Origin of the sequence: Aliarcobacter vitoriensis (genome assembly GCF_003316695.1) — a bacterium.
Taxonomy (GTDB): Bacteria; Campylobacterota; Campylobacteria; order Campylobacterales; family Arcobacteraceae; genus Aliarcobacter; species Aliarcobacter vitoriensis.
This window is the reverse complement of the sequence record NZ_PDKB01000017.1, coordinates 1-20,802: the sequence shown is the minus strand read 5'-3', so window position 1 is coordinate 20,802 and position 20,802 is coordinate 1. Positions and strand designations below refer to the sequence as shown.

24 protein-coding genes are annotated in these 20,802 nt (G+C 27.3%); 21 read left to right on the top strand and 3 right to left on the bottom strand.

From position 1 onward, the window contains the following. The first annotated feature begins 160 nt into the window (after positions 1-160). From soxC to CRU91_RS09610, 12 genes are all read left to right on the top strand, one after another. Positions 161-1,495: a sulfite dehydrogenase gene (soxC, locus tag CRU91_RS09665; protein ID WP_113895022.1), complete on the top strand. Its 1,335-nt coding sequence runs from the start codon at positions 161-163 to the stop codon at positions 1,493-1,495. After that, the gene (locus CRU91_RS09660) at positions 1,464-2,672 is read left to right on the top strand and encodes a c-type cytochrome (RefSeq protein ID WP_113895021.1); all 1,209 of its coding nucleotides are present in this window, start codon (positions 1,464-1,466) and stop codon (positions 2,670-2,672) included. The genes soxC and CRU91_RS09660 overlap by 32 nt, the downstream gene beginning before the upstream one ends. A gap of 9 nt (positions 2,673-2,681) precedes the next feature. Next, the gene (soxX, locus tag CRU91_RS09655; protein ID WP_113895020.1) at positions 2,682-3,035 is read left to right on the top strand and encodes a sulfur oxidation c-type cytochrome SoxX; all 354 of its coding nucleotides are present in this window, start codon (positions 2,682-2,684) and stop codon (positions 3,033-3,035) included. Between the two features lie 15 nt (positions 3,036-3,050). Next, positions 3,051-3,497 (top strand): thiosulfate oxidation carrier protein SoxY, encoded by a 447-nt coding sequence (soxY, locus tag CRU91_RS09650; protein ID WP_113895019.1) that lies wholly within the window; start codon positions 3,051-3,053, stop codon positions 3,495-3,497. Positions 3,498-3,555: 58 nt separating this feature from the next. Continuing rightward, entirely contained in the window at positions 3,556-3,864 is a 309-nt protein-coding gene (gene soxZ / locus CRU91_RS09645) for a thiosulfate oxidation carrier complex protein SoxZ (RefSeq protein WP_113895018.1), read from the top strand. A gap of 32 nt (positions 3,865-3,896) precedes the next feature. Further along, positions 3,897-4,811: a sulfur oxidation c-type cytochrome SoxA gene (gene soxA, locus CRU91_RS09640; RefSeq protein ID WP_113895017.1), complete on the top strand. Its 915-nt coding sequence runs from the start codon at positions 3,897-3,899 to the stop codon at positions 4,809-4,811. Positions 4,812-4,821: 10 nt separating this feature from the next. Beyond that, positions 4,822-5,235: a hypothetical protein gene (locus CRU91_RS09635; protein WP_113895016.1), complete on the top strand. Its 414-nt coding sequence runs from the start codon at positions 4,822-4,824 to the stop codon at positions 5,233-5,235. A 73-nt stretch (positions 5,236-5,308) separates the two neighbouring features. After that, positions 5,309-7,075 carry a thiosulfohydrolase SoxB gene (soxB, locus tag CRU91_RS09630; RefSeq protein WP_113895015.1) on the top strand — a complete coding sequence of 589 codons (1,767 nt, stop codon included), beginning with the start codon at positions 5,309-5,311 and terminating at the stop codon, positions 7,073-7,075. Positions 7,076-7,079: 4 nt separating this feature from the next. Continuing rightward, positions 7,080-7,871, top strand: coding sequence for a thioredoxin family protein (locus tag CRU91_RS09625; protein WP_113895014.1), 792 nt, complete (start codon positions 7,080-7,082; stop codon positions 7,869-7,871). Further along, entirely contained in the window at positions 7,871-8,320 is a 450-nt protein-coding gene (locus CRU91_RS09620; protein WP_113895013.1) for an MOSC domain-containing protein, read from the top strand. The genes CRU91_RS09625 and CRU91_RS09620 overlap by 1 nt, the downstream gene beginning before the upstream one ends. A 3-nt stretch (positions 8,321-8,323) precedes the next feature. After that, positions 8,324-8,761 (top strand): DsrE family protein, encoded by a 438-nt coding sequence (locus tag CRU91_RS09615; RefSeq protein WP_113895012.1) that lies wholly within the window; start codon positions 8,324-8,326, stop codon positions 8,759-8,761. 19 nt (positions 8,762-8,780) lie between these two features. Beyond that, the gene (locus CRU91_RS09610) at positions 8,781-9,554 is read left to right on the top strand and encodes an alpha/beta hydrolase family protein (RefSeq protein WP_113895011.1); all 774 of its coding nucleotides are present in this window, start codon (positions 8,781-8,783) and stop codon (positions 9,552-9,554) included. Positions 9,555-9,570: 16 nt separating this feature from the next. Here CRU91_RS09610 and CRU91_RS09605 read toward each other — a convergent pair whose 3' ends face one another. Next, positions 9,571-10,488 carry an MBL fold metallo-hydrolase gene (locus CRU91_RS09605; RefSeq protein ID WP_113895010.1) on the bottom strand — a complete coding sequence of 306 codons (918 nt, stop codon included), beginning with the start codon at positions 10,486-10,488 and terminating at the stop codon, positions 9,571-9,573. A 75-nt stretch (positions 10,489-10,563) separates the two neighbouring features. On the opposite strand from CRU91_RS09605, the gene CRU91_RS09600 reads away from it, so the two are divergent. Both CRU91_RS09600 and dgt read left to right on the top strand, forming a co-directional pair. Then, positions 10,564-11,571, top strand: coding sequence for an HD-GYP domain-containing protein (locus tag CRU91_RS09600; protein ID WP_113895009.1), 1,008 nt, complete (start codon positions 10,564-10,566; stop codon positions 11,569-11,571). 24 nt (positions 11,572-11,595) lie between these two features. After that, positions 11,596-13,041 (top strand): dGTPase, encoded by a 1,446-nt coding sequence (gene dgt / locus CRU91_RS09595; protein ID WP_113895008.1) that lies wholly within the window; start codon positions 11,596-11,598, stop codon positions 13,039-13,041. A gap of 22 nt (positions 13,042-13,063) precedes the next feature. Here dgt and CRU91_RS09590 read toward each other — a convergent pair whose 3' ends face one another. Further along, the gene (locus CRU91_RS09590; protein WP_113895007.1) at positions 13,064-13,747 is read right to left on the bottom strand and encodes a response regulator; all 684 of its coding nucleotides are present in this window, start codon (positions 13,745-13,747) and stop codon (positions 13,064-13,066) included. 64 nt (positions 13,748-13,811) lie between these two features. After that, on the bottom strand, positions 13,812-15,641 hold the full coding sequence (locus tag CRU91_RS09585; RefSeq protein ID WP_113895006.1) for a 7TM diverse intracellular signaling domain-containing protein: 1,830 nt from the start codon (positions 15,639-15,641) through the stop codon (positions 13,812-13,814). Between the two features lie 210 nt (positions 15,642-15,851). On the opposite strand from CRU91_RS09585, the gene CRU91_RS09580 reads away from it, so the two are divergent. From CRU91_RS09580 to CRU91_RS09555, 7 genes are all read left to right on the top strand, one after another. Then, the gene (locus CRU91_RS09580) at positions 15,852-16,829 is read left to right on the top strand and encodes a hypothetical protein (RefSeq protein ID WP_113895005.1); all 978 of its coding nucleotides are present in this window, start codon (positions 15,852-15,854) and stop codon (positions 16,827-16,829) included. Between the two features lie 48 nt (positions 16,830-16,877). Continuing rightward, the gene (locus CRU91_RS09575) at positions 16,878-17,546 is read left to right on the top strand and encodes a hypothetical protein (RefSeq protein WP_113895004.1); all 669 of its coding nucleotides are present in this window, start codon (positions 16,878-16,880) and stop codon (positions 17,544-17,546) included. A 9-nt stretch (positions 17,547-17,555) separates the two neighbouring features. Next, positions 17,556-18,182 (top strand): hypothetical protein, encoded by a 627-nt coding sequence (locus CRU91_RS09570; protein ID WP_113895003.1) that lies wholly within the window; start codon positions 17,556-17,558, stop codon positions 18,180-18,182. 90 nt (positions 18,183-18,272) lie between these two features. Then, the gene (locus CRU91_RS12490) at positions 18,273-18,398 is read left to right on the top strand and encodes a hypothetical protein (protein ID WP_257118529.1); all 126 of its coding nucleotides are present in this window, start codon (positions 18,273-18,275) and stop codon (positions 18,396-18,398) included. Positions 18,399-18,519: 121 nt separating this feature from the next. Next, positions 18,520-18,750 (top strand): hypothetical protein, encoded by a 231-nt coding sequence (locus tag CRU91_RS09565; RefSeq protein WP_113895002.1) that lies wholly within the window; start codon positions 18,520-18,522, stop codon positions 18,748-18,750. A gap of 3 nt (positions 18,751-18,753) precedes the next feature. Beyond that, positions 18,754-19,041 carry a hypothetical protein gene (locus tag CRU91_RS09560; protein ID WP_113895001.1) on the top strand — a complete coding sequence of 96 codons (288 nt, stop codon included), beginning with the start codon at positions 18,754-18,756 and terminating at the stop codon, positions 19,039-19,041. Between the two features lie 23 nt (positions 19,042-19,064). Next, positions 19,065-20,802 (top strand): hypothetical protein (locus CRU91_RS09555; protein WP_222718449.1); only part of this gene is annotated, 1,738 nt, incomplete at its 3' end.

The following is a 20,802-nucleotide window of genomic DNA, read 5'->3' as shown; positions in this document are numbered from 1 at the left end:
CAATAAAAACTTATTTTTAATGCTATATTTATGCTACTCAATGGGTGTAGAATTTTAAATCTATATAAGAATATTTAATATTTTAAGTTTAAATTTAACTTATGGTATTTATAATCAAATTGAGAATATAGATTTAAATAAATTTTTATAGGAGGTTAGCTTGGAGAGCAGTAAAGTTTTAGATAATAGTAAAAATTCTGAAGTTGTAGAAGTAACTAGCAGAAGAGATTTTTTTAAAAAAACTGCTATGTACTCAGCTGGAGCTTTGAGTGTTGCATCAGTATTATCGCCAGTTGCTTTAAGAGCAGATGATCCAGCAATTATAAATGAAGCACCTTGGGGACAGAAGCTTGGAGATGTTGTAAATAAAAATCCTTATGGATTACCATCTCCTTATGAACATAATAATATTAGAAGGACTCATGATTTATTATCATCTGGTGATGCATATGCATCTATATCAATGTGCCCAATTCATGAAAGTGAAGGGATAATTACTCCAAATGGATTATTTTTTACTAGAAATCATGGTGGAACAGCACACATTGATCCAAATGAGTATAGATTGATGATTCATGGTAAAGTAAAGAAAGAGGTAGTTCTCACACTAGAAGATATTAAAAGATATCCAAGTGAAACAAGAACATATTTTATCGAATGTCCAGCAAATGGAAGTCCAGAATGGAGAGCTCCACAATTTAATAGCTTACAGTTTATGAAAGGTATGATGAGTTCAGCACAATGGACTGGAGTTATGCTAAAAACAATACTTGAAGATATTGGTTTAGAAAAAGATGCAGTTTGGATGTTAGCTGTTGGAAGTGATAATGCTTCAAATCCAAGAACAATTCCAGTAGAAAAAGCTCTTGATGATGTGATGGTTGTTTGGGGACAAAATGGTGAAGCTTTAAGGGCAGAACAAGGTTATCCAATAAGGCTTGTTGTTCCAGGTTGGGAAGGTAATTTAAATACTAAATGGTTAAATAGATTAGAATTTAGTGACAAACCTTGGCATGCAAAGGAAGAAACTTCAAAATATACTATGCTTCAAAAAGATGGAAAATCTATAAGATTCTTTTGGGTAAATGAAGTAAATTCAGTTATTACAAAACCATGTCCAGAAAAACCTTGGACACAACTAAAAGCTGGTGATATGGTAGAAATAGAAGGTATTGCTTGGAGTGGACATGGAACAGTAAAAGGTGTTGATATATCTTTTGACGGTGGAAATAATTGGGTTGAAGCAAAACTTAAAGGTTTAGTTTTACCAAAATCTTGGACGAGATTTAGTTTTATTTATAAATGGGATGGAAAACCCATACTTCTTTCAAGTCGTGCTTATGATGATTTTGGAAATATTCAACCAACAATTGATCAAGAAACAAGTGCCGTTGGAGTTGAGTCAGTTTACCATAGAAATGCAATAGTAACTTGGGAAATTACAGATAAAGGAGAGTGTAACAATGTTCATATTAGAAAACATCACAAAGCTTAAAATTGCTCTTTTAGCTGTTGGTTTTATAGTAGTAGCTACTGGTTGTAATGATACATCTGATAAATCATCAAGTACAAATAATGAAACTCAAACATCAGTTGATGGAGGAGTGAAATATCCGATAAAAGATGAAAAATATACACAATACCATGTAAATATAAATAGTACTAAGTTTAATATAGGAAGAGATGCAACTCCTACTGAAATTGCAGCTTGGGATTTAGATGTTATGTATGATGGTACAGGATTACCAGAATTTGATATGAAACATGGAAAAGCTGTTTTAGATGAAAATGGGCAACCAAAAAAAGCCCAAGGAAGTGTAGAAGAGGGAGCTGAACTTTATGATGCTCAATGTGTTATGTGTCATGGTGATTTTGGAAGTGGAGGAAAAGGTTATCCAAAACTAGCTGGTGGAACTGTTGAAAGTTTGAAAAAACAAAGACTAAATCCAGCAGATGAACATCCAAATCCAGAAAGCCCTGATAAAACAATAGGTTCATTTTGGCCATATGCTAGTACATTATTTTGGTATGTTCAAGAATCGATGCCATTTAATGCTCCAAAAACTTTAACAAATAGTGAAACTTATGCTTTAACTGCTTATTTATTATCTTTAAATGATATTACAATAGATGGTGAAGAATTAGATGATGATTATGTGTTAGATAAAGAGAAATTTTTGAAAATTGTTATGCCAAATGTAAATGGATTTTATCCTGAAACAAACACAACTGATAATCCAATTCAAGGTGTAAAAAATATGACGGAATATCTTGGTAATCCAACAAATTATGGAACTGGAACTAGATGTATGAAAGATTGTATTCAAGGTGATGTTGAAAATCTTGTTTTAAGAATTCAAGATGATTTAACTAAAACTGCAAATGAACCACTTTCAACGCTTAGAGAGTTACCAAAATTGGATACAAGTATTATGCTTCCTGGACAAGTAGATTATGAAACTAATTGTTCAGCTTGTCACTCAAATGCAGCTATTGGAGCACCAGTTGTTGGGGATAAAGAAGCTTGGATAAAGGTTATGGAAAAAGGCTTAGAACAAGTTTATTATAATGGAATAAATGGTATAAATACTATGCCACCTAAAGGTGGAGTGGATATAAGCGATGAAAAAACAAAAGAAATCATTGATTATATGATTAATTCAAGTAAATAAGGATTTCAAATGACATTAATCAAAAAATATGTAACTGTTTTATCAATAAGTTCTTTTTTAGCTTTAAATAGCTTTGCTTTGGATAGTGATTTGATTAAAAAGGGAGAAGAAATTTTTAATACAAATACTAAAGGAAATTGTTTGGCATGTCATGATGCAAATGGTAAAGAACTTGATGGACCAGGAAATATGGGACCAAAACTACAATTTTTAGCTTTGTGGCCGCAGGAAGTTTTATATGACAAAATTTTTGATCCATCAACGACAAATCCAACTACTTCAATGCCAGCTTTTGGAAGAAATGGTTGGTTAAGTGATGATGAGATTAAAGCTGTTGTTGCATATATAAAAACAATAAATTAAAATAAAGGATGAATTATGTTAGATAGAAGAAAATTTTTAGGAATAGGTTTAAGTGCTGTTGCAATTGCAACTACAAATTTGAGTGCAGAAGATTTTAGAGCAAGCAAGCCAAAAGCTTGGACTGCTACAAAAGTTGATGAAGCAATAAAAGAGCTTTTTGGAACAACTGCTACAACTGAAAGTGGTATTAACTTAAAAGCACCAGAAATTGCAGAAAATGGAGCAGTTGTGCCTATATCATTTGATACAAAATTAAAAGCTTCAAAAATTGCAGTATTCCAAGATGCAAATCCTGAAAGTACAGTTGCAGTATTTACTGTAAATGATAGTATGGTTTTAGATTATGCATTTAGAATTAAAATGGCTCAAACAGGGAAAGTTACTGTTATTGCAGAAGTTGATGGGAAATTACACTCTGCAACTAAAGAGATTAAAGTTACACTTGGTGGTTGTGGTGGTTGATTTTATCATCATAAAAAATAAAGAATTAAAAATATAAATAAATTAAAAAGGATATAGTATGTCAGGAACTACAAAAATAAAAGCAAAAATAGATAAAAATGGTGTTTGTGAAGTAAAAGCTTTGGCAAGTCATGAAATGTTAAGTTATCAAGAAGCACAAAGAGCAAAAAAAGAGGCGAATTTTATTACTTATTTAGTTGCAAAAGTTGGAGATAAAGTTGTTTATGAAGTAAGTTCAAGTCAATTTTTATCAAAAGATCCATACTTTAAATTCTCATTTACGGGAGCAAAAGTTGGAGATACTGTTGAAATGACTTGGAAAGATTTAAAAGGTAATACTGATACAAGTAGTGAAAAAATCAAGTAGTTTTAACTACTTGATTCAATAAAGGAGAGAAGATGTTTTCTAAAATAGTTACAACAATAGCTTTTTTAGTTATTTCAACTATATCTTTAAATGCTTCAAATTTTAATAAAGAAGCAGAGAAAGATAGACTTGAAATGATTAAATATTTTGAGGCAAAGTTTGAAGATGCAGCAAAAAACCAAGCTAGATTTTTTCCATATTCTGATGCTCAAGAACTAGAAACAAAGTATGAAAAAAATTTGAAATTTTTGGATTTTAATATTGGAAGTTATGCTTATGCAAAAGATGCAAAATTTCAATATGATGAATTAAAAGAGATGCCACCTTATGAAGATGCTATCGAAAAAGGAGAAGAACTCTACACAAAACCTTTTTTAAATGGTAATTCACTACAAACATGTTTTCCTGATTTAACGATTGCTGGTACATTCCCATACTATGATGAGAAAACAAAAAAGATGGTTTCTTTAACTTCGGCAATTAATGACTGTTTAAGGTCAAATGGAGAAAAAGAGTGGGGAACTAGAAAAGGTTCTATGGCAGAGTTTCAAGCATATTTTTTAAATGAAAGCAAAGAAGCTGGTAAAATTTTTGATATTAAAATAGAAAGTCAAGCACAAAAAGATGCTTATGAAAGAGGGAAAGAATATTATTATACTCAAAGAGGTTATTTAAAACTAGCTTGTTCTAATTGCCATGTTGATGGAGCAGGAAAAAGAGTTAGAAATGAGATACTTTCTCCTTTAGTTGGACAAGTAACACATTTCCCTGTTTATAGACTTAAATGGGATGAAATAGGTACTTTAGAAAGAAGAATATCTGGTTGTGTTGTTGATCAAGGACAAGTTCCACCAAAAGATGAGAGTCAAGAGATGATAGAACTTCTTTACTTCTTAGCTTATATGTCAAATGGTTTACCAGTTGATGGACCTGATGTAAGAAAATAAAGGATAAAAGATGAATAAAATTTTAAAAATATCTTTAGTTACAGCTTTGTTTTCAGTTTCTTTATTCTCAGATAGTTATTCTCATCTTGATGTAAAAAAAGAGTGTGATGTAAAATCTAATGGTATAGAAAAAGTGATACAAACAGCTACAAAGTATAATGAAATAGCCATTAAAGAAAAAGTTGAATTTATGAGATTTGGAATGAAAGCTAGTCAATATATTCAATCAGTTCAAGATGCTTTAAAAAATGGTTCAAAAGAGATAGAGTTAGTTGATGAAAAAGCTAAACCAACTGGAGAAAAAGTTTCTATTGAATTTGCAGCTTGGAGAGCGTGTAGCTTTGGTATTAGTGCTTTAACACAAAAAGAACAATCAAAGAAAACTTGGAAATTAGCTAGTCCAAGTGATGGATATAAGTATTAAATTTTAAAAGTATCTATTTAAAAAAGTCAAGATTTTATCTTGGCTTTTTTTATTTATAATGAAAGGATATAAAATGAGTAAATTAAGTAGAAGAGAATTTGTTTATATGATGGCAGTTTTAGGTGCAGCACCAGTATTTGCAAATTCCCATACTCGAATGGTAGAAACTTCAAAAAAACTTGAAGATTATTATAAATTAAAACCATTTGGAAATGCTAGATTTTTACATATGACAGATTCTCACGCTCAATTACTTCCTGTATATTTTAGAGAACCTAGCGTAAATTTAGGTCTATTTGGAAATTTAGGAAAAACTCCACATATTGTTGGAGAAAAATTTTTAGAACATTATGGAATAAAAGGTAATAAACGACTTGAATATGCTTATTCATGTGTAAATTTTGAAGAACATGCAAAAGTTATGGGACGAACTGGTGGTTTTTCTCAAATTAAAACAGTTGTTGATTTTTTAAGAGATAGTTTTGGAAAAGATAAAACTCTATTTTTAGATGGTGGAGATACTTGGCAAGGAAGTGCAACATCTTTATGGACTAGAGGAAAAGATATGGTTGGTGCTTTAAATTTGCTTGGTGTTGATGTTTGTGTTGGACACTGGGAGTTTACATATAAAGCTGAAGAAATTTTAGAAAATATAAAAGAGCTTAATGCAGAATTTCTAGCACAAAATATCTTTGTTAAAGAAGATTCTTTGATGAATGGAGTTGAAGCATATGATGAAGATAGTGGATTAGCATTTAAACCATATACTATTAAAAAAATGGGAAATGCTAGAGTTGCTATTATCGGACAAGCATTTCCATATACAACTATTGCAAATCCACAAAGATTTATTCCTGATTGGAGTTTTGGTATATATGATGATACTATGCAAGATCTTGTTAATACTATAAGAGAAGAAGAGAAACCAGATGCAGTTATTGTTTTATCTCACAATGGTTTTGATACAGATAAAAAAATGGCAGAAATTGTTACTGGAATAGATTTTATTATGGGTGGACATACTCACGATGGTGTTCCTGAAGCAGTACCAGTTAAAAATGCAGATGGTGTAACTTATGTTTGCAATGCTGGAAGTAATGGAAAATTCTTAAATGTATTGGATTTAGATATTCAAAATGGAAAAATAAAAGATTTTAAATTTACACTTCTTCCTATTTTCTCTGATTTAGTTCCTGAAGATAAACAGATGAAAAAATATATTGAAGATGTAAGATTACCATTTATAAAAGAATTAACAAGACCAATAGCTACAACGGAAGAGACTCTATTTAGAAGAGGAAACTTCAATGGTTCTTGGGATCAAATTATATGTGATGCTCTTTTAGAAGTTAAAGAAGCACAAATTTCGCTAAGTCCTGGATTTAGATGGGGAACTTCTGTAATAGCTGGTCAAACTATAACTTTTGATGATTTAATGACTCAAACAGCGATGACATATCCTGAAACCTATGCAAGGGATATTAAAGGTAGTGATATTAAAGATATTTTAGAAGATGTTGCTGATAACTTGTTTAATGAAGACCCATTTTACCAACAAGGTGGTGATATGGTAAGAACAGGTGGGATTTCATATAAAATAGATCCAAAAGCAAAAATAGGAAGTAGAATTTCTGAAATTGTATTAACAAAAACTGGTGAAAAACTAGATGCAAATAAATCTTATAAAGTTGCTGGTTGGTCAACTGTTGGTGCTCAAAGTGAAGGAGAACCAGTTTGGGAAACTGTTGAAACATATTTGAAAAATGTAAAACATATAAGTAACCTAAAAGTTGATACTCCTGATATTGTTGGAGTTAAAGGGAATCCAGGGATTATATAAAAATATGAAAGTTTTATTTTTGATTTTATTAAGTATTTCAACTCTTTTTTCATCTTTTGAAGATGGTAGAGAGGTTTTTGTACAAAAATGTGCAACTTGCCATAAAGAGTATATATCTTTAAATCTTATCAAAGAGAATTTTTTTGAGAAAAACAATAGCTTATTAAATTTAAAAGCTCCAAGTGCAAATATGATAGTTTGGGCTATGATGGATAGTTCTAAAAAGATAGGAGATCCAAATGAACCAGATTTTCAACAAATACAAATAGAAAAATTTTTAAAAGATTATTTGGAAAATCCAGATAGATTTAATTCAATTTGTGATGAAAATGTTTTAGGTTACTATGACAATAAAGATAGTATGAAAGGTAAATTAAGCGAAGATGACTATACAAATCTTAGTTACTATTTTTTAGAATATAAGGATAATTTTAAAGAAGAAATTACTCAAAAAAAACCTTTTTTATCGCCTGAAGATGAAGAAAAATATCTAAAAATTGCAAACAAAGAAAATAAAAAAATCATAGTTTATGCTACTTCAAAAACTTGTTTTTTCTGTAAAAGAATGGATAAAGAAGTGTTTCCAAAAGGTGAAGTTAAAACTTTGCTTGATAAAAACTATATTTTTATAGAAGTTGATATGGATAATGTTTCTTTACCATTTAATTTACAAAAAGAGTATAAAAAAATAACTCCTAGTTTCTTTTTTGTAGATAAAAATGCAACTTTTTCAAAACAATATGTTGGTTCATGGACATTAGAAGATTTTACTAAAATTTTGCAAGAGAATAAATAGTGTTAGAAATAGGACAAGTTTTAGAAGTTTTTAGTGCTAAAAAAGATTCTATTTCTTCTTTACCACGACCAAAAGTTGAAAAATTGAATTTAATCAAAGATTATGGAATAGAGTTTGATAAATTTGCTTTGAAAAATCTTGATCAAACAGTTATGATTGTGGGATTAAAATCTTATGAAATAGCAAAAAATTATGGAATTGATTTAGAGTTTGGAAGTTTGGGAGAAAATATTTTATTAGATTTTGACCCACATGATTTTGAAGTTGGAGTTAATCTACAAATAGAAAATAGTATCATAGAAATTACTCAAATTTGTACCGTTTGTAATCATTTAAGTATTTTTGATGAAAACTTACCAAAATTATTAAAAGGACATAGGGGAGTTTATTGTAGAATTTTAAAAAGTGGTGTTGTATCAAAAGATACTAAAATTTATTTAAAAGGATAAGATATGAAGAAACTACTAATAATTTGTATATTTGCTATTTATTCATTTGGAGCAAGTACTTTTAGTAATCCACAACCAAGCTTTGAAAACCCACGAAAAGTTGTTTACTCTTTATATGTAAATGATTTGGATACTGTAAAAGCAACAGTTGGTTCTATGTACAATATTTTAAAAGAGTATCCAGCGGAAAGTTTAAAAATAGTTGTTGTTGCTTATGGAAAAGGTATGAGAGTATTTAAAAATGACTATGATAAAACAACACTAGACAGAATAAAATCATTAATGGAATATGATGTGGAGTTCATAGGATGTAGAAATACTATGGATAGTATGGGTTGGAAAGACGAAGATTTTATTGATGGTATGAGTTTTGTACAAGCTGGAATTGTAGAAGTTATAGAACTGCAAGTTGATGGATATATAGGTATTACAGCGTATTAATTAAATAAAAGGAGAGAAAATGTTTAAGAAATTTTTAGTTTTATCACTATTTTTTGCTAGTTCACTTTTAGCAAATATTACAAAAGATGATTGCAGTAAAAAAGGTGAAGGATTTATATTTGTACAAAATGAGTGTATAAATTATAAAAAATTTGATGCAGATGGAGATTCTTTAAATATTATTATTCATGGAACATGGGATGAAGGAAGTGATACTTTAGCTAGATATTCGCCTTTTGCAGAAGATATAGCAATGATGAGTGATATTTCTACTATTGCTATTGCACTTCCAGGATACTCACAAAGCTCATCAAATAAGCTTCTTTCTATTGGAAATAAAAAAGTTAAGAATTTGGCTGCTACAAAAGAATATATAGGTTTTTTAGCTAGTTTGGTGGAAGCTTTAAAAGAAAAATATAGTGCTTCAAAAATAAATTTAATAGGTCATAGTGCAGGGTGTTTGATGAGTTCAACACTTATTGGCTTAAAGTCAGATTTAGTTGATAATTTAGTGTGTGTTGGTGGAATTTACGATATTCATCAAAAAAGTGATGATAAAAATCTTATTTCAGCTATTGATGTGATAGATAATATTTCAAAAAATACTAAAATAGTTTTGGTTTATGGAACAGCAGATGATATTTCAACTCCACAAATGACAATAGATTTTTATAATCTGGCAAAATTAAAAGGCTTAGATGTAAATTTAGTTGAGGTTAAAGATGGAGTCCATCTTGATTTAGATATGACAAGTGAATCTAAAAATGCTATAGTTGAACTAGTTGAAGAGTAGAATTTTCTACTCTTCTTTATTCTTCATCATAAAATTCTAGCTCTGTAAAAGCGTCAAAAACATTTCTACTATTTAATTCATCAAACATAGCAATATCTTTAAAATCATCCATTGTTACAATTTTTGCAATCTCTTGCGCTGTTACTCCAGCATCGATAGCTTCTAAAACTCTTGTTTTTAAAAGAGTAAAATATTTTTTTGTATGTTCTAGTGCCATTTTATCTGTTATATGTCCGTGTCCTGCTATCAAAATATTCCAATCAAGATTTTCTATAAAATCAATAGTTTTTAAAGTGCCTATTACAGAACCATCTCTATTTGATGTAATTCTTTCATTCATAATTACATCGCCAGTAAATATTACTTTTTCATTTGGGAGATAAACTAATAAATCATCATTTGTATGAGCAGTTATTTTTGTTGGTATGATTTTTATCTCTTTATTGCCTATTTTTAATGTTTTTTCATCACTTACTAAAATATCTGCTTTTATAATCTTTGTATTTTCCAAATCTTTTGCATCTAAAATATCAAAAATTCTAGGACGAGATTTTTCATCATAGTTCTCATTTATTGATTTTGGAGCATAAATTGTGCTATTAAATTTATCTTTATAAAAACTATTTCCCATCCAATGGTCATCATGTTCATGAGTGATTATTATATTGCTAACAGGTAATTTTGCTATTTGTTGCATAGCTTCATATGCTTGTTTTGCAAAATTGTAGCTTGTACCACTATCGATTAAAACATAGCTATCCTTTGCATTTATATAGCAAGAATTTGCCATAAATCCACCATTTTCTTTTGATGGAACTTCAGTTTTTCCAAAAAAACACCAGATATCTTTACTCACTTTTTGCGGTTTTAAGTTATAATCAAACCCAAAAGCAAAAGAGCAAAGAATTAGTGAAAAAGCAACTTTTTTCAACATAAAATTCTCCTTTAGTATAATTAAAAATTATATTATAATATCTATTCTATATAAGTAATTTGAAATGAGGATAAAATGGATAAAAAAAAACAGATGGCATTTAATTTAAACAATTTTCTACTATCTTTTAGCGAAATATTGGATAGTAAAAAAACTTCATACATCGCTTTGAATTTAGCTTTAGAATATAGTTTAGAAGCCAAAAAACTAGCTGATTTATGTTCATATTCATTGATAGCAAATCTTTCAAAAGATGATATAAAAAAATTTGATTTTATAGATAAAGCATATTTCGAAGATAAAGTTTTTCAAGATATTGTAAAACTTTCAAATGATATTTGTAAAAGATTTGATTTTCATAAAAATAGTATAAAACAAAGAGTTGAATGTCTAGAGTATATAAAAAATAATGAGGATATTTATAGTAAAGATTTGATAGAAAAATTTTGTAAAATTTCAAATAAACTTTCATTTTGGCTTGATTTAGAAAATGAAAGTGAAATAGTGATGTTTATTTATTCAAATTTGAGTGATTTTACAAAAGTTTTAGATTTTGAAGATATTTTAAATATGACTACAATATTCCATAAATTCCAAAATCTAAATTCAAAGATTTTAAAATATGCTTCAATAATCACAGATTATTTTGAATTTGAACATAAAGATAAACAAATTTTTTTAATAGCAATATCTCTACAAAACATAGGAAAATTATATATTCCAAAAGAGATTTTGGAGAAAATCGAGCCTTTAACTTATGAAGAAAAAGAGATAATAAAATCATATCCATATCACACAAAAAGAGTATTAAACTCTATTATGGGATTTGCTGATATTTGTAATCTTAGTTTTAAAGTTCAAGAAAGACTTGATGGCAGTGGAACTTTTGGTTTAAGTGCAAAAGATTTGAGTTTTAAAGATAGATTGCTTATTTCTTTGGTGATTTATAGTGCTTTAAGAGAGAAAAAAGATTATAGAGATAGTTTTTCTCATAAAGAAACAATAGAAATTATGAAAAATGAAGCTAAAAATGGCAAAATAGATGAAAGTATAGTAGATATTTTTGATAAGATACTAGAATAAACTTTTATATAAAAGAGATGATATATGATAAATTATAAAGAAAAATTTACTTTAGATAGAGAGTTTTATCCATCAAAAGATATAGAAATAACAGTTGAAAGTGATAGAGGACGTATTTTATCTTCATCAGCTTTTAGAAGACTTCAAAAAAGAACTCAAGTTTTTGCTTTGGAATTAAATGCTTCTATTCGTTCACGACTTACACACTCACTTGAAGTTGGACAAAATGCAAGATATATTGCTAGAACTATTTTAGATGAGTTGAAAAAAGAGAAATTGGAAACTTATGGATTAGATGGTTTAGAAAATGCTTTTATATCAACTTCTGAAATGACAAGTTTGATTCATGATATAGGAAATCCACCTTTTGGGCATTTTGCAGAAGAGACTATAAATAAATGGATAAAGATAAATATTTTACCGATTTTAGATAGACTTGAATCAACAACACAAGAAGCTAAAGAATTGAAAAAATTAATATCTAAAGATATTTGTAACTATGATGGAAATGCCCAAGCTATAAGGATTATTACAAAACTTCAAAGATTAAATCTTTCATATTTTCAAATAATTGCTGTTTTAAAATATACAAGAGGTGCTTTTGAAGAAAAACCTTTAAAAGAAGATAATTTATCATATTTGAAGAAAAAACCAGGATTTTATTATAGTGAAAAAGAGTTAGTTGAAAAAATACAAGATAGACTAAAAATAGAAGTAGGACATAGATTTCCAATAACTTATATTATGGAAGCAGCCGATGATATCTCATATTTAACAGCTGATTTAGAAGATAGTGTTGAAAAAGGAATTTTGTCTTTAGATGAAGTTTATAATATCATCAAAACAGAGTGTAAAAAACAAAATGAAGAGTTTTTATTGGAAATCATAGAAAAACAGTATGAAAAAGCAAAAAAAGATGATGAACCATATCAATTTAATATGTTTTTTACATTCTTAAGAGTTGGACTGGTTACTAGTTTTGTAAGACATGTTTCGAGTGTATTTGTACAAAATCATCAAGCTATCTTTGAAGGAAGTTTCAATCACGCACTTTTGGAGTATGATAAACAAAGTAAATATTATAAAGCTTTGAAAGTTTTACAAGATATTTCAATAAAATATATCTATCAAAATAAAGAAGTTCAAACTTTGGAGCTTCAAGCTTATACAATTATCAACTCTTTGTTTGATATGTATAAACCACTTTTAGACTTAAAAAATGAAGATTTTTCAAAACTTTTAAAAGATGAAAAAATAGATTGTTTTATATCAAAAAGATTGATAAAAAGAGTATCTTCTAAACAAATAGTAGCTTATAAAAATGATGTTGAAAAACTTAATATTGATAATATTGAAGAGTTCAATATTTTAGAATATTATTATAGAGTTAGACTGATAATTGACTATATTAGTGGGATGACTGATGACTTTGCTTTGGAAGAGTACAAAATATTGTCTGCTATGAAATAAATTTTATATTTTAAAAAAATCATTATATCTTTATTTTACATCCTAAAGAACTGATAGTTTCAATTAATTTATGATTTAATTTACTTCTAAGTCTATATATAAGAGTTCTTAAAGTACTACTTGATACTGTTTTATTAGACCAGATAAAATGCTCAATATCCGAAAATGTAACAAGTTCTCCTTTTGCTTTTATAAGAACTTCTAAAAATAATCTTTCATTTTTTGTTAATTCAATTTCTTGATTTTCATAGAATATTTTTAGATAACCATCCAAACTATAATAGTAACCATCAGAGATTTTAAATTTTCCATCAACTAAATTATGATTTATATGTTTTTTTTGTAGTTTATATACAACTATATTCATAGTACTTTTTAAATCATTACGATTAAAAGGTTTTACTAAATAACCAAAAGGTTCAATTTTAGCAGCTTGTGACAATGTTTCATCATCACAATAAGCACTCATAAATATAATAGGAGTAGTTTTTATTTCATTTATTTTTTTTGAAATTTCTATACCACTAAGACTATTTTTTAGAAAAATATCCATTAATACAATATCAGGTTTATTGCTTAAAAAAGAAGATATTGCTTCATCATAATTAGTCACAATATCAGTTATTTCATAACCTAATTTAATTAAAGTGCTTTTTGTATCAAGTGCAACAATAGTTTCATCTTCAACAATCAATATTTTTGTCATATTTTAAATTTCCAAATTTTTTATAGGTATATTACAGTAATATAATCACATTTGTGTCACAAAATTAGTCTTTCCACGTAATTTCTACTTTTACACCATCATTGCTAATTATGTTTAATTGTGCTTTTAATTGTTTTTTTGTCAGCGTTTCAATTAGTATTAATCCCAATGAACTTTTTTTGATAGTTGGGTCATATCCTTTTCCATTATCACTATAAATAAGATAATATTCTTCATCTTTTTTGAAAAAACTTATTGATATTATTCCTGCTTCATCCTTATTGAATGCATGTTTAAAACTATTAGTTAATAGTTCATTTACTACTAATCCACAATAAATAGCAGATTCGGAACTTAAAGTACAATTTATGTTGTATTCAACTTCAATATTATTTTCAAAACTTTGTTGTATTTCAAAAATAATCCTTTCAAAGTATTCATTTGCATCTATAAATGTAATAGTGTCTTTTTGATAAAGAAGCTCATGTAGATGACTCATAGCACTGATTCTATTTTGAATAGTTGTTAAAAGTCTATTTATTTCTGAATCATTTATTTCGTCATTTTGTAGTCTAATCAAAGAAATTATTGTTTGCATATTATTTTTAACTCTATGATTTAATTCTTTTAACAATATCTCTTTTTCTTCAAGAGCAATTTGTAGATTATTAGTCTTTGTACTAACAAGATTATTTAGTTTAATTTGGATGTCTTTTTGTTCAGCAATTAATTTGATTTGTATTTTGTCCTTTTCATCTTGTAATTTTTTTATTCTATTTGCAAGAGCAACAGAAAATACTAAAGCTTCCAATACGAAAGAGATTTCAACAACATAATATGACGATAAATCAACATTTATTATCCCTGCACTTGATAGGTACATAATCAATCCACCAAAAAGGATGGCAGCCCAACCAAATAATATTAATTTTGCTTGGCTATTTTTTTTGATTACAGAGTACAAAGTTATAAAAAATAGATAAATCATAACTGATATTGGAATAACATTTCTATATTTCTCAAAGTAATTAGTGAAGATAAAAAATATAACTGATAGAACCAATAATCCTATGAAAATATTTAAGGTTAAATTTATTTTATAATATTGAGATGTTTGAAGAAATGACTTTGAGAAAAGTGATAAAAACAAAACAGGTAAAGCTATAAAAATTGCTGCATAATTAACTATATGTTCCATAAAAGATGAATTGAAAATATATAAATTTGCAAACCCAACATAAAGTAAGTGATGAAATACTAAAGTTACTATATATCCAACATAATAAAAATAACTTATGTCCTTTATCATAAAATATATAGATAAATTGTACAACGCCAATACTATCATTGCTCCAAAAAATAGACTTAAAATTATTTGATGGATTATCTCTTCTGTATAAAAATCATCAAAAGAATAAAGTCCTAACTCTAATGTTAAAGAGGTTTTTTTTGATGAGGCTTCTATATAGTAAGTTTTTGTTTCATATTTATTTAAATTTATATAAAATATAGGATTTATGGTTTTCCTTTCTATATTTGTATTTAATAATCCTTCTTTGTCTATAAAAGTGTTATTTTCATATAAAATAATATCTGTTACCAAGGAGTCATCAAATTCTAAAATCTTTGAAATATTTTCATCTTTCGTATTTTGTAATGTAAATTTAATCCATACTTTAAAATCAGGAGAATAACCAAATCTTTTAATAGATGTTTTAATTTCAGAAAAATTAACTTGATTATTTAATATTTCATTAATTGTCAATTCTTTTGTGTAGTCAATGAATATTTCAGAATAAGCTAAAATATCTTTATTTGAAGATTTATTTATATCAATGGAGTTTGAAAATAAATAAGATAAAAATATCATAAATACGAATAAAATTTTTTTCAAAGTAACTCAATTATTTTAGTTTAATTGTTCTAATTATGCCTTAAATGGTATAAATTATAATTAATAAAACTCTATATATAAAGCTATTTTCTTCTAAAAATAATATAAATTTCAAATATTATAAAAATGTGACAGCAATGTGACAATTTTTTGATATAATTTTGTTATGCAACTAATAATTGGTTTCATTAAAATATATAAGGAAAAAAGATGTATAAAAAAATGGTTTTAAGTTTGCTATTTATAATAGCTATATTTAGTGGGTGTACTACAAAAATACCAATGAAAGATGTGACTACTTCTGAAGAAAAATTTGAAGTTACTAGTGGTGATAAAGAAATAAAACTAAATTTAGTAAATGATACTAAAAATGATAAAGTAACAGAAGGAAAATTTGAAAAGGTACTTTTCTTAGAATATCAAAATAAAGATATAAATGGTTATGATTTTATATTTAACAATTTAAAAAGAGAGATTGAAGCAAGAAATCTACCTATAAAACTGCAAAAAGATGAAGTTTCAGACAATAATCTTCATCTAAATAGTTTTAAAATAAACTCTCATCAAACGACTGGATTTACTCCATTGACTACTTTCACAAAAGTAAAATTATCTTTAGAAAAAGACAATGAAAAACACAATATCGTATCTGTAGTAAAAAGAGCTAAAATGCTTATGCTTAGTGTAACTGAAAGCTATGAACCTTGTTATTACGAGCCTACATCTATTATCATACAAGAAATAGTAGCTAAACTAAATAAAATATTTTTTGATTATAAACTAGATGATGAGAGTGTAAAAGAATTGATAACAATAGCAAATAATCAAATTTCAAATAAATATAATCTTACTTATTTAACAGTTTATAAACTAGGTCTTTCTAACAATACTTTGGCATTAGATTTTATATATGAACATACTAAACATACTTATCCAGACTATGTAAGATTTGCTTCTATTTCTACTTTAGGAATGCTAGGTGGAGAAAAATATCTTGATTATTTGATAAGTATATATAACAACTCATCATATGCTTGGGAAGATAAGATTATGGCATTAAAAGCTATTGGAGATATAAACTCTAGTAAAGGAAATATCTTTTTAGAAAAAACTTATAAAGAACTAGGTGATAAAAAAGATTTTGAAAAAAAAGCACAAAAAGACACGATAGAACTATATATTAAATAAGAAGTTGGAATTTTCAACTTCTTATAGCAAATAATCAAGGAAATAAAAATGGCAAAATTGCTACAAATAGCTTTTGTTACTGTATTTACAGTTTTTGTATTTAGTGGGTGTACTGTATATAGTATGCAAGGGAAAGTTCTTTCTTTAAATCCAGACACTTTAACAAATGCTAAAAAAGATATTAGCTTTGAAGTTTCTAATGTAAAATTGCTTAATGATTTACCAACTTATACTGTCCAAGGATTCGTTATTGAAGAAGAAAATATAAAAAATAGTTTACAAGAAAATCTTGATAAGTTTTATCCACAAAACTCTACAATAAATCCTTATAAAGTAGAATTATCTATGGATTTGGAAAGAGAAGGATTTGTTCTTGAAGTTACTGTTAAAACTAAAAGTATCTACAAAGTATATAAAGATAATAATCTTATAAAAACTATTAATATACAATCAGAATATTCAAGAAAACAAGATAATAAAACAGAAAAGAATGAAGAATATTTAGATTCTGCTTTATATGGAGTTGATGATGATCTATATAATACTCCTGAATTTAGAAAAGAATATTTAGAATATACGGCTTATGTTGTTGATAAAGAGATAGCGAGTGAACAAGAACATTTTACAAATTTATCTCTAAGACATTCTTATTCAGGAGCAATAAGACTAAATTTTGCAAAATTTATCCAAGAATTAAATAAATTAGAATTAAAATAAGGAAATAAAATGTATACGAAAATAATGATAAGTTTACTATTTATATCATTAGGATTTAGTGCTTGTGGAACTAAAAATAATATATATAATAATATATCTAAAAAAGAAAATTATAAAATTTTAGATGAAGTTTCTATTATAGGCAGCGAGAGTAATAGTACAACATTTAGTAAATATTCTACAACTCCTTACAAATGTAAACAAATGAGAAAGGAGTATGATAAAGAAATTCTAAATACAACATTGATTTCAAAATTGTTACAAGAAAGAAATGTCAAAATTAAATATATAGAGCCTACAAAAAAAGTTCTAATTATAAAACCAGAAGGATACTTCAGTAAATTAGATGAAAATTGTACACCAAGTAGAATAGATATTAAAATTGAATTATACGATACAGAAGAAATTTCTAAGAATTGGAATAAAGATGATATAAAGAATTATGCTAATGATATAAAATTTTTAAACAAAGATAATTTAATATACTCACAAGAATTTACACTAGGTGAATATCATAACACATCTGGTTATTCAGCTTTCATTACATTTCCAAATCTTGATAAAAATAAAGATATAGATAAATTTCATCAAGACATTATAAAAGAACTAGAAAAAGTTATGAAATTTCCACGATAAGAGAAATTTTATACAAGGTGCGATTACTACTAGTATTTTAATTGGAATAGGTTCATAAGCTTCTATGATAGATGTATATTTGTAGGAGTATTGGTAGATTCTACAGTGAGTTATACACTTGGTTATTATGGTTCACAAGCTGTATCAGAACTTTTTGCTTTTTCTGTAAATAATATAAGTTATAGTAATAATAAAATATTTAAAAATGTATCATAAAATAAAGATACTTTAAGGAATAAAAATATAATATACAAAATGACAATTGATATTAAATAATTAAGTTTTTAATATCATTTTTTAATAGGGTTTAGAATATTAAAATTATACAAGGAAACAAGTGAAAACTTTTAGAAAATTAAAATCTTTAGATACTGTACTTATAAGTTTTAGCTATATACTTAGATATATAACTAATACAACTTTCTTTTTAAAATCAAAAAATATAAAAACAATAAACTATGATAATTTTAATAAAAGTATGTATTATCAAATTAGAGCTTGGGAATGTAGTAATGTATTGATATCTTTAAATTATAAAAGTAATAAATTATTTAAAAAGGTAGGATAAAAAATGGAAGATTATGGTTTATTATTGATTATTTTAGGAGTATTTTTAATTTTGCTTCAAATATATATGAAAGTTGATGCAGGTTTTGATGATAGATATATTGCAAAAAAATCTTCTGAAGAAGTGTTACAAGAGCGTTTAAAAATGAATGAAGAAGGTAAATTAAATTGGTTTTATCAATTTGACTTATACATCAGAATATTTGTAAGTAAGGCATTATTCTTAAAAATAGGTATTGTACTAATTTGTATAGGTATATTTTCAATAATTATTTTAAAAATAATATTTTAAATTAGGGAGAGGAGAAATAATAAATGGCAACAACAGTATTAGACCCTGTAATAGTAACACCAGATGATAAACCTATAAAACAAGAAAATAGTAATATTCAAAATGCTGAATCATTAGTAGATAAATTACAACTTTTAGGAATGATTCCTGGACCTCAGAAATATTATGTACAATTTTTCACAGCAAATGCTGGAATAGTTACTAGCTTTGGAGATTTAGTAAATAAAATAGATAATGGTACAGCTACAAGAAATGATTATATAGATGTAATAAAAGATGTTACTGCAATTGGAACTAGTACAGCAGGACTTATTTCTCTTGTTGCAGGAACTACTTTACCTGGAGGAGTTTTAGCTATTGGTATGGGATTAGCAGTCTTAGATTATTTAGATTCAAAAGACTATGATGTATTTGCAATTAAAAATTACTTTTTAAATAAGCTAGAAGATATAACAAATAATCAACAAAATAAGTATGAAGCTTGGGAAAGTTTAAGTCCAGAAAAAAAAGCAGAGTGGATAAACTCTGGTGGAACACCATTGGATTATGACCCAACATTAGATAAACTCCAAGAACTTAATAAAGAGTTAGAAGAAAAGATAAAATCTATTACAGATAATACATCTGACTGGAACAATGCAAATGACCCAAGTATTACAGAAGAAGAAACAAGTAGTGGAGAAGAATATAGTGTTGTAGATGTAAGACACCATGATAATGAACAAAAAGCAAAAGATGAATATCATGCAAAAGTAGCTTTAGATAGATTTAGTAAAGGTGAAGATATAAGCTTAGCTGAAGTAATTCAAGCTGTAGAGAAATCTCCTAGTATTATGAATAAATTAAAAGAAGTATTGGAACAAAAAGGGAATGATGATGTTGCAAGTTGGATAACAGGAGATGGGAAATTTAAACCGAATACTCCACCTGATATTAAAGAGAGAGTTTTTCTTGAAACAGAAGAGGGGAAACAACTTTCAACACAATTAGGAAGTACTATAGGTGGAAGTATAGGAAGTATAATCATAGCAAATAATGACTATTCAAATATAGAAAAACTAGCTATTTCAACTTCAACAACAGTTATCGGACAAAATGTAGGTGAATATGTATTTTGGGATAGTAAAAATGGGAATGGTAGTGGAGCATTTCAAGATATAGAAGCAGATTTTAAAAATACACTTCAAGGAGCAGTAGTATCATTTGCAATATCATCTTTTTTTGCCAAAAATGATACTTTAGCAGATATTCTAGGGATGGATGGGACACTTGTAGGTGGATTGGTAGATTCTACAGTGAGTTATACACTTGGTTATTATGGTTCACAAGCTGTGTCAGAACTTTTTGCTTCTTCTACTGTCGCTTCTTCAAGTTCATCAACAATAGGTTCAACAGCAGGAGCAACTAGTAATGCAGTAAATCCCCTTTATGCTGGAGTAGTAGGAGCAGTAGGAGGATATTTAGGAAATGCCTTCGCAAATAAAGTAATGGGTTGGGATAGTAAAGAAGAAGCTTTAGGAGCAAGTATAGGTTCAGCAGTTGGAACAGTAGCTGTCTCTGTTATGCAAGCTCAACTTATCGGAAGTTTACTTACTTTGGGACCAGTAGGTTGGATAGCTGCAGTGTTTGTGGTGTTTGGTGGTTCAGCCATAGGAAATGTAATAGGAGGAATAGTAGGTGGATTGTTTGGTAAAAAATCCCCTCCTCCACCAAAAGCCCATGCAAAATATGAATTTGATGAAGAAGATGAAAGCTATAACC